The following is a 311-nucleotide window of genomic DNA, read 5'->3' on the forward strand; positions in this document are numbered from 1 at the left end:
GCTTACCTATCAGAAGATAAGACTGTGAAAGTTCCTAACAAGGCAGCTTACAAGGCAGATCTTCCAAACAAACCAGGCTTTACGAAAGACTCTAATGAAGTTCCAGTAACGCCTCCAACACCAGACGAGCCAGAAATCAAGAAAGATGTGAATGGCAAAGAAGCTGAAACTCTTGACAAACGCGACCAAGTCTTCACATACAATGTGAAAACAACAGTAGCGCAAGATGCGACAGCCTTCAGCGTAACCGATAAGATCGAAGATGTTCTTGAGTTCGCAGGAACTTCAAGTGCTAAATTGAATGGTCAAGC

The 311-nt window shown here is 43.4% G+C and carries 1 protein-coding gene; it reads left to right on the forward strand.

What is annotated here, in order from left to right; genetic code table 11:
* A partial coding sequence (locus tag B7723_RS00005) for an isopeptide-forming domain-containing fimbrial protein (protein ID WP_142358064.1) occupies positions 1–311 on the forward strand: 311 nt, incomplete at both ends.

The organism is Streptococcus oralis subsp. oralis (assembly GCF_002096435.1).
Taxonomy (GTDB): Bacteria; Bacillota; Bacilli; order Lactobacillales; family Streptococcaceae; genus Streptococcus; species Streptococcus oralis_AA.